The 8583-nt window shown below is 70.5% G+C and carries 10 protein-coding genes; 1 reads left to right on the forward strand and 9 read right to left on the reverse strand.

The window, feature by feature from the left end; translation table 11 throughout:
* The 3 genes from CCN39_RS46815 to CCN39_RS46825 form a co-directional block, all read right to left on the reverse strand.
* Positions 1 to 328 (reverse strand): TetR/AcrR family transcriptional regulator (locus tag CCN39_RS46815; protein WP_143264446.1); only part of this gene is annotated, 328 nt, incomplete at its 3' end.
* A gap of 26 nt (positions 329 to 354) precedes the next feature.
* On the reverse strand, positions 355 to 1428 hold the full coding sequence (locus tag CCN39_RS46820) for a hypothetical protein (protein ID WP_086853562.1): 1074 nt from the start codon (positions 1426 to 1428) through the stop codon (positions 355 to 357).
* Complete coding sequence (locus CCN39_RS46825; protein ID WP_086853564.1) at positions 1425 to 2882, reverse strand: FAD-dependent oxidoreductase; 1458 nt, start codon at positions 2880 to 2882, stop codon at positions 1425 to 1427. Before CCN39_RS46825 ends, CCN39_RS46820 begins: the two co-directional genes overlap by 4 nt.
* 423 nt (positions 2883 to 3305) lie before the next feature.
* On the opposite strand from CCN39_RS46825, the gene CCN39_RS46830 reads away from it, so the two are divergent.
* Positions 3306 to 4841 (forward strand): alpha-L-arabinofuranosidase B, encoded by a 1536-nt coding sequence (locus CCN39_RS46830; protein ID WP_086853566.1) that lies wholly within the window; start codon positions 3306 to 3308, stop codon positions 4839 to 4841.
* A gap of 54 nt (positions 4842 to 4895) precedes the next feature.
* Here the strand turns inward: CCN39_RS46830 and CCN39_RS46835 are convergent, their stop codons facing one another.
* The 6 genes from CCN39_RS46835 to CCN39_RS46855 all read right to left on the reverse strand — a co-directional run.
* The gene (locus CCN39_RS46835; protein ID WP_086853567.1) at positions 4896 to 5258 is read right to left on the reverse strand and encodes a nuclear transport factor 2 family protein; all 363 of its coding nucleotides are present in this window, start codon (positions 5256 to 5258) and stop codon (positions 4896 to 4898) included.
* A gap of 29 nt (positions 5259 to 5287) precedes the next feature.
* Positions 5288 to 5545: an SsgA family sporulation/cell division regulator gene (locus CCN39_RS46840; protein WP_244211333.1), complete on the reverse strand. Its 258-nt coding sequence runs from the start codon at positions 5543 to 5545 to the stop codon at positions 5288 to 5290.
* The gene (locus tag CCN39_RS52375; RefSeq protein ID WP_244211334.1) at positions 5455 to 5694 is read right to left on the reverse strand and encodes a hypothetical protein; all 240 of its coding nucleotides are present in this window, start codon (positions 5692 to 5694) and stop codon (positions 5455 to 5457) included. The genes CCN39_RS46840 and CCN39_RS52375 overlap by 91 nt, the downstream gene beginning before the upstream one ends.
* Before the next feature lie 366 nt (positions 5695 to 6060).
* Complete coding sequence (locus CCN39_RS46845; protein ID WP_158104617.1) at positions 6061 to 6489, reverse strand: C40 family peptidase; 429 nt, start codon at positions 6487 to 6489, stop codon at positions 6061 to 6063.
* A 251-nt stretch (positions 6490 to 6740) separates the two neighbouring features.
* Positions 6741 to 7430 carry an HU family DNA-binding protein gene (locus tag CCN39_RS46850; RefSeq protein ID WP_086853569.1) on the reverse strand — a complete coding sequence of 230 codons (690 nt, stop codon included), beginning with the start codon at positions 7428 to 7430 and terminating at the stop codon, positions 6741 to 6743.
* Positions 7431 to 8314: 884 nt separating this feature from the next.
* Positions 8315 to 8583 (reverse strand): MerR family DNA-binding protein (locus CCN39_RS46855; RefSeq protein WP_158104618.1); only part of this gene is annotated, 269 nt, incomplete at its 5' end.

Genomic DNA, 8583 nt, shown 5'->3' on the forward strand with positions numbered 1-8583 from the left:
TGTGCGGCTCCCCGGGGAGCGTCCGGACGGCGAACACCACGGACTCCACCGCGGCTTCGGCGGCCGTCCCGAACGTGGCCAGGTGCCGCTCCATCCGCCCGGCGAACTCTTCGACGCCGGCCAGCGCGACGGCGCGCAGGATGTCCTTCAGCCCCGGGAAGTAGCGGTAGACGGTCTGCCGGGTGACGCCCGCCTCGACGGCGACGTCGGAGAGGCTCGTCTTGGCCAGGCCGGCCCGGTCGAGGCACGCCGTCGCCGCCTCGACGATCCGGCGGCGTGCCTCGTCTTCGGTGCCGGGCGGGTTGCCCTGCCATCCGTGGTGCCCCATCCCGCCATCTTCCCCGAGCGCAGCGCTCAGCCCGGGACAGGGGCGCGGTCGCGCCGGTACAGCGCCACCGACACCAGGCCGGCCCCGGCGAAACAGGCCAGCGCGTAGAGCCCGCTGCCGATCGGGGTGCCGTCGGCGGTGACGCCGTCCTTCGCGGACAGGTAGCCCGGAAGCGCCCCCAGCCAGAACACCGCCATCGCCCCCAGGTAGGCAGCCGGGTAGAACCGCGTGAAGGCCGACAGGGGCTCGCCCGGCTCCCCGGAACGCAGGTGCGCCACGACGATCCACCCGCCGGCCAGCCACAGCAGCCCCAGCTCGACGCCGAGGATCCACGCCCGGGCGGTGACGTTCTCGCCGGCGAGGCCCGACGGGATCCCGGCGATCGCCATGGTCGGCGGCGTGAGAACGCCCGCCACCAGGACGCGCAACATCGGCCGGCGCCGCGGTGGACCACCCGTCAGGCGCACGACGAGGTAGGTCATGGCGGCCATCGAAACGGAAGCGAACAGCAGCATGCTGTTCACCGGCACCGACGCCAGCGCCGGGTGGTTGACGACCGTGTTGGCCGGGTTCCAGGCCCACCACTTCAGCTGCGGGCCGAGGTGGTCGAAGACTTCGTAGAACACCTGGCAGACGAAGGCCACCGCCACCGAACCCCGCAGCGCACCGCGCCGGAAGAGCCCGAGCGTGCGCACGACCTCGTAGGCGAGCTGGCTGATCACCGGGTAGAACGCCACGATGTAGAGCGGCAGCCGGTCCCCCATGAACTGCACGGTGAACAGGTTGTGGGCGAAGATGAAGCCGTACAGCCGGTCGAGGCCGAACCACTCCGGGAAGTACAGCGGCGGCTCGGTGACGAAGAGGTAGACCAGCGAAGCCCACCACAGCGCCAGGTTCACCGGATCGCCTTCGCGGCGGCGGCGCAGCGCGTGCACCAGAGCGAACACCGCGCCGCCGACGACCAGGACTTCCAGCAGCGGCATCGTCCAGTGGGCGAGCGCCCACGGCGGCCGGACGGAAACCACCGGCGAAACGTCGTGGCAGTCGAACCCGAGCCCGCGGGTGACGGCTTCGGCGTCCGGCCCGCACGCCGTGCTCATCGCGAGGTCGCCGTCGCTGCCGAGTAGTCCGTGGCCGGTGGTTCGGCCTGCGGGTCGAACCCGAACGGCACGCGGTGGCGGCCCAGCGCCGCGCGGACGCGGTAGCGGACCAGACCCGCGAGCACCCGCGGGTTGCGCAGCATCCGCCCCAGCGATTCGTCCAGGTTGAACACCTTCGCGAAGTGCTCGTCGACCACGTCGTCCTCGCGGGCCGCGCCGACGACGAGGCTGAACGCCGGAGCCGACATCGCCGCGACGATGCGCCGCCGCCACTCGGGCAGCTGTTCGGTGCCCACCGCGCAGGCGTAGCCCTGGTCCCGGGCCATCGCCAGGCTCCACGGCACGCGCAGCAATCCGCGTTGCGCGGCGAAGAAGCGCGTGGAGAACTTCGCGTCGAGCCGCCCGGCGCGGGACAGGTGCTCGCGCAGCAGCAGCGCCGAAGCCGACGCGGAGCTGATGCCCTGGGCGTAGAAGGGGTTGAACGCGCAGATCGAGTCGCCGACGAAGACGAGGCGCCGCGGCGGGGTGCGCAGGCGGTCGTAGCGCCGCCACTTGTTGCCGGTCGACCGGGTGAGGTGGACCGGGGAGGCGGGGACGCACCGGTCCATGGCGTCCGCGAACAACGGCGTCCGCACCCGGCGCGCGGTTTCGACGAACGCGTCGGTGGTGCTGGGCATCTCCAGCCCCCACGACCCCATGCAGGCGATGACGCGGTTGCCTTCGATGGGGAAGAAGTTGACCAGGAACTCGTGCTCGGCGGGGTGGTCGCCCTTGTCCGGCGTCGGCATGACCACCAGGTGCTGCCACCACCAGGACGCGGGGCGTTCGGCAGGCAGGTCGTACCAGCGCGAGGTGTAGGTGACCTTGGCGTCGAGCGTCTGCACGTCGGGTTCGGGCCAGCCGGCCGCCGCGAGCCAGCCGGAGACCGGGGACCCGCGGCCCATCGCGTCCACGACGAAGTCGGCGTCGACGTGCTCGTCGCCGTCGGCGGCGCTGAAGCCGACGCCGGTGACTTCCCCGTCGGCGGTGGTCAGGCCGCGCACGGCGACCCCTTCGCGGACGACGACGTTGGCCAGCTCACGCACCTTGTCCCGCAGCACGCGCTCGATGAGGATCCGCGAGCCGTAGATCATCGTCATGGCGCTGCGCTTGCGGGCGGACCAGCCCACCCCGTCGAGGTAGGCCGCGTCCATGGACGGCATCAGCAGCAGCCCGCCGGCCGCGATGAGGTCCTCCTCGAACCCGGGGAACAGCGCGCCGATCGCGCGCCGCCCCGAGTTGAGCAGGAAGTGCGGGTGCTTGCTCTGCGGGACGCCACGGCGGTGTTCGGCGCCGTCGGGCAGCTCGTCGCGTTCCAGCACCAGCACGCGGTCGAAGTGCGGGGCGAGCGCGCCGGCCGTGCACAGGCCGGCGGCACTGCCTCCGAGGACGACGGCGGTCTTGCCGAGCCGCATGCGGATCAACTCCCGTCATTCATACAAAGAGACATCGAATGTATGAATGACCACCGACGGGTGTCAAGCCCCCGTCGGCGTCCACAGTGGACACAGTTGCCCGATTCGCCGGAGATTTCCGAATATCTCTGAGCGCGGCCGGACGACGTCGGTTGCCAACTGCGGAAGTCACCGTCTAAGCTCTCTCCAGCACAAATGTTAGCGCTAACACCTTGCAGTGCCGCAGGGAGGTTTTCATGCTGTCCGTCGCCGCCGGTTCGCCCTGAGCCTTCGCTCCGCTCCTGATCACAGGCCCGGCACGGTCGACTCCCCCGCGGCCCTTCCCCCATTCCGGACCCGAGGACGTTTCTTCGTCCTCGACATCCCGGAATTGTTCCGCCCTGCGTTTTCCACGGTCCCCACCTTCGAAACGGAGAGCTTTTCATGTTCGCTCGGAGAACTGCCTCCCTGCTCCTCGGCGGCGCGCTGGCCCTCGCCGCGACCGTCCTGAACGCCGGTCAAGCCGCCGAGGCGGCCACGTCCCTGCCGTGCGACATCTACGGCGCCGCGGGCACCCCCTGCGTCGCCGCGCACAGCACCACCCGCGCGCTGTACGCGGCCTACAACGGGCCGCTGTACCAGCTGAAGCGGGCGTCCGACGGCGCCGTCGCGAACGTCGGTCTGCTGGCCGCGGGCGGGTACGCCAACGCGGCCACCCAGGACACCTTCTGCGCCGGTACGACCTGCGTCATCAACGTCATCTACGACCAGTCGCCCCGCCACAACGATCTCTTCATCGAACCGGCGGGCACGGCGGGACCGGCGAACTCCGGCGTGCCGGCGGACGCGCTGCCGGTGACGGCGGGCGGCCACGCGGTGTACGGCGCGTCGTTCTCCGGCCGCATGGGCTACCGGCACACCTCGGCCTCCGGAGTCGCGGTCAACGGCCAGGCCGAAGGCATGTACATGGTGACGTCCGGGACCCACGTCAACAACCGGTGCTGCTTCGACTACGGCAACGCGGAGGTGTCCATCGCCGACACCGGCAACGGCCACATGGACGCGATCAACTTCGGCACCGAGTGCTGGTTCTCGCCGTGCGTCGGCCAGGGCCCGTGGGTGCAGGCCGACCTGGAGAACGGCCTGTTCCAGTCCGACGCCGGGCCGAGCAAGAACAGCTCCTACACCGGCAACGCCGCGCCGTTCGTGACCGCGCTGCTGAAGAACAACGGGCAGAACTTCTTCGCCACGAAGGACGGCAACGCCCAGTCCGGCGGCCTCGCCACGCGGTATTCGGGGCCGGAGCCGACGCAGCCGGGGTATTCGCCGATGCAGCAGGAGGGCTCGATCGTCCTCGGCACCGGCGGCGACAACAGCAACGGCTCGATCGGCTCGTTCTTCGAGGGCGTGATGACCAGCGGCCTGCCGACCGACGCGGCCGACAACGCGGTACAGGCCAATGTCGTCTCGGTCGGCTACGGCGGCCCGAGCCCGGTGGCCGGCGGCACGCTGAACCCGGGATCGACGATTTCGCTGCGCGCCACGACGGCGTGCTGCACCACGCGGTACCTCCGGCACCAGTTCGACGACGCCGTCACGTCGGTGGTGAGCTCGGGCAGCTCGGCCCTGGACAAGAGCGACGCGTCCTGGATCGTGCGCCGCGGCCTGGCGAACCCGTCGTGCGTGTCGTTCGAGTCGCGCAACTACCCGGGTGACTTCCTGCGCCACTACAACTACCAGCTGCTGCGCCAGCCGATGGACGGCACCGCGGTCTTCCGCGCCGACGCGACGTTCTGCCCGCAGGCGGGGAAGAACGGCCAAGGGACGTCGTTCGCCTCGTACAACTACCCCGACCGCTTCATCCGCCACTACGACAACACGGTGTACATCGCGAGCAACGGCGGGTCCAACGCGTTCGACGCTTCGGCTTCGTGGGCTGACGACGTCAGCTGGGCCGTCGGCTCGCCCTGGACGCCGTAGTTCTCCGCCGGGCTCCCGCGGAACCGTTCCCCCGTGCGGTTCCGCGGGTCCGGCTCAGCGGCCCTGGTAGTCGCGCGAGTGCACGATGAGGCCGTCCCGGACGGTCACCACGAAGACGTTGCCGAACTCGAACGCGCGGCCGGTGCCCCCTTCGGAACCGGCGTAGTCGAACTCCGCGATGACGACCTCCGGGTCCGTCGTCTCGTGCACCCGGACGTTCCGCGCGGTCATCTTCAGGCCGAGCCGCCCGAGCACCGCGAAGTGCTCGCGGATCCGGTCCCGCCCGGCCAGCCGCTCGGGCGGCTTGGCGAAGGGGTGTTCGACGACGGCGTCTTCGGCGTACAGGTCGGGGAGGCGATCCCAGTCGCCGCTGGTGATGCCGTCGATCAGCCGCCGGAACACCTGCTCGGGAGTCATGCGAGCGATCAACCCGGGCCGGGGAAGCCTTATTCCGGGGCGTGGGTCAGCTTCGCCAGTTCCCGGTCGAAGTCGAACACCCGGCTTTCCTCCCCGCGCGGCAAGGCCTCGCAGGTGCGGTAGAGGAAGTCGACGACCTCGGCGGTGTCCGCTTCGAGCACGACGTGCCCGTCCGGCGACCGCAGCTCGACCACGGTCACGGCCGGATCGGCGGCGGGCGCGACCCGGACGTCCCCGAGCCCGGCGGGTTCCCGGAGGCCGTCGATGAGCAGATCGCGCGCGGCCAGCCACTCGACGGGCCCCGTCCGGTGTGGAGGGTCAGGGCGACCGCGTAGGGCTCCCGGCTGTCGTACCCGAGGTCGGCCCGCAGGGAGGTCGCCGCGGAAGGCAGCTCGAGCACGAGGATCGCCTTGATCACGGTGTACGCGGAACTCAACGGACAAACCTCCACCCCGGCGGCACCGACCACCCCAGTGTCGGCCGATCGGGCGCCCGGTGCCACCCGGACGCGCCGTTTTCCGCGGGGTGCGGAACGACCGCACGTCAGCCGCGGCCGGCCGGGTGAACGGCGCTCGTCGGCTCGGTGAAGTGTTCATCGCCGGGCCTCCATCCGCTGGGTCGCCGGCGGTCACGGGCGGCTGTGACCGGGACTCGGTCCGTCTCCTGGGTTCAGTCCGCTTTCGTGGAGTCCTTTGTGGTCACGAGCAACGCGGCGAAGGTGCCGCCCGCGGCCGTGCTGCTGCGGGCCACCGGCGCGGACTGGGCGGCCACATGACGCGCTGTCCGCGGAACCTGCTGAGCGCTACGGCCGAAGCGTGCGGATCGTCGCGTTCTCCGTGATGGCCGTCAAGGCGACCTTGCCGACGGGATCGCCGATGGCCATCACCATGTCTCCCCCGTCGTAGACGATGCCCACCTCGCTCTTGCCGAGGAAAACGAGGTCGCCCTTCCGGCGGTCTTCCTTCGCGATCGAGCGGGAGACGGTGAACTGGTTCGCCGACGTACGGGGAAGCCGGACGCCGAACTGGGCGTAGCACCACTTGACGAGACCGGGGCTGTCGAAGGCATCCGGCCCCTCGCCGCCCCAGAGGTAGGGCTTGCCCCGCTGGTACTGCTCGAAGGCGAGGTCGGCGACCTTGCCGTAGTCGACGGGCTCGGCCGAAGCCGGCGCGGCGACGCCGGTGAGCAGCACGAGCACGGTCGACAGGAGTGCAGCAACGGATCGTTTCACGGTTCCCCCTCGGAACAGGTGCCTCGACTTCGACGGCGCGCCTCGGGGAAGGCCGGAAAGACCGCGGGCACGCAAAGCTGCCCGCCGTGAACCCCCTCCCCCGGGGTCACCGTGATCGTACGGCAGGAAAACCGATCACGACAGCTTCGACCGCGGCCCCGAACCCGTTCCCGGGCCGGTTCGGCGACTCCGGCGAGATGCCGAAGGGCCCCGCACCGGATCGGTGCGGGGCCCTTCGGTGTGCAGCCGTGTTACTTCTTCTTGGCCGCGGAGGTGCGCTTGGCCGGAGCCTTGGCCGCCGTGGTCTTCGCCGCGGGGGCCTTGGTGGCGGCCGGCTTGGCGGCGGCGGTCTTCGCCCGCGTGGTGGTCGCCTTGGCCGTGGTGGCCTTGGCCGCCGTGGTCTTCGCCGCCGTGGTCTTCGCCGCGGTCGTCTTCGCGGCCGTGGCCTTCGGGGCCGCCTTGGTGGCGGTGGCCTTGGCGGCCGGCTTCGCCGCGGTGGCGCGGGTCCGCGTGGTCGTCGCGGCCGGCTTGGCCGCCGCGGCACGGGTGGTGCGGGTCGTGGTCGCCTTGGCCGGCGCCGCGGCGGCCGCGGTCTTGGTGGCCGTCGCCCGCGTGGTGGTGGCGGTGGCCCGCTTGACCGGGGTCGCCTTCGGGAGCTTCTTGCTACCGGAGATGACGTCCTTGAAGGTGGTGCCGGCGCGGAACGCGGGCACGTTGGTCTTCTTCACCTTCACGGCCTCACCGGTGCGCGGGTTCCGTGCCGTGCGAGCCGCGCGAGCGCGCTTCTCGAACACCCCGAAGCCGGTGATGTTGACCTTTTCGCCCTTGTTGACCGTCCGGATGATGATGTCCACCAAGCCGTCCACGGCCTGGGCAGCCACCTTCTTGTCGTCGCCCAGACGCTCCGACAGCGCCTCGATCAGCTGGGCCTTGTTCGTCATTCCAGTCCTCCGTAGTGGAACTACCAGTCAGGCCCATCACGGCCGACAGCGCACAGGGTATTACCAAAGCCGCACAAATCCAAACAGCGGAAGCAGCTTAACTCTGTTGTGTCGCGCGGGATTTCGGCCCGAGCCGGTCGGCACCGACCACCCCGCCCCCGACTCCGATGCCGTGACCTGCGGGTTTCCTTCGCTCGACACCGGCACCAGGCCGGGAGAAGTCCTCATAGGACAAGTGCCGGACGCGCTTTGCCTGTGCCCGACACCACCGGCGTCCCGGCCGGACGATCGCAAAATCGAACAATTGATCGACGTCGAGTTCCGGAAAACCCTCCGCCGCAACCGATTCGCGGCGCGGGCGTAACGACCTCCACGCTCCTGGCGACCCTTGAGTGCCGGAAGAGATTCGCCGGCCCCCGGCGGCCGGCGGGGGTGGAGGCACGACCATGCGGAGCCGCAATACGGCCGATTCTGGCTCCGCGGCATGAAGGTGTTCGAGGAAACCTCACGCGGCTGCACGGGACGCCGAAGAACCTGGTGGTGCGGCGCGAGGTCCCGGTGACCGTCCACACCGAACCCGTCGACGCCGGCACCCACGCCGTCCACTTCGACCGCGGGGTCGCCGCCGGCCAGGCCCATGCGCAGGAATCCGGCCGCCCGCCACGCGACGGCGACCGCAGTGATCCCGCCTACGACCGGGCGAGCACGGATCCGAAGCGCGCCAAGGTAGGGCGCGCGAAGAAATCGTTCTTCACGACCGCGGCCTTCGGCGTGCAGACAAGATCGCCGAGTCCGGCGTGCTGCGCTACCCGGCCTGAACCTCCACGTCCGCTACACCCACACGAAGTTCCTGGTCAACGGCTGCTGTTCGCGGAACGGCCGGTTCAGGCCGTCGGGTCCCAGAGGCCGCCGGCTTCGCCGCGGGACAGGTGCTCGGCGTAGACCCCGACCTTCCACGCGATGAGGGAGCGGCTCTCTTCCAGGGCTTCGATCTGCGCGTCGACGCGCTGCCGGTGGGTGTCGAGCAGCCGCAGCCGTTCCGCTTCGTTGCCGGGGCCTTGCCGCACCAGTCCGGCGAACCGCTGGAGCTCGGCGAGCGGCATCCCGGATTCGCGGAGCTTGACGCAGATCCGGAGCCACTCGACGTCGGCGG

It is taken from the genome of Amycolatopsis kentuckyensis (genome assembly GCF_002155975.1).
Classification (GTDB): Bacteria; Actinomycetota; Actinomycetes; order Mycobacteriales; family Pseudonocardiaceae; genus Amycolatopsis; species Amycolatopsis kentuckyensis.

Coding starts and splice junctions, on each gene's coding strand:
- CCN39_RS46850 (WP_086853569.1), bottom strand. CDS start 7,430: ATGACGAACAAGGCCCAGCTGATCGAGGCGCTGTCGGAGCGTCTGGGC.
- CCN39_RS46835 (WP_086853567.1), bottom strand. CDS start 5,258: ATGACTCCCGAGCAGGTGTTCCGGCGGCTGATCGACGGCATCACCAGC.
- CCN39_RS46830 (WP_086853566.1), top strand. CDS start 3,306: ATGTTCGCTCGGAGAACTGCCTCCCTGCTCCTCGGCGGCGCGCTGGCC.
- CCN39_RS46820 (WP_086853562.1), bottom strand. CDS start 1,428: ATGAGCACGGCGTGCGGGCCGGACGCCGAAGCCGTCACCCGCGGGCTC.
- CCN39_RS46825 (WP_086853564.1), bottom strand. CDS start 2,882: ATGCGGCTCGGCAAGACCGCCGTCGTCCTCGGAGGCAGTGCCGCCGGC.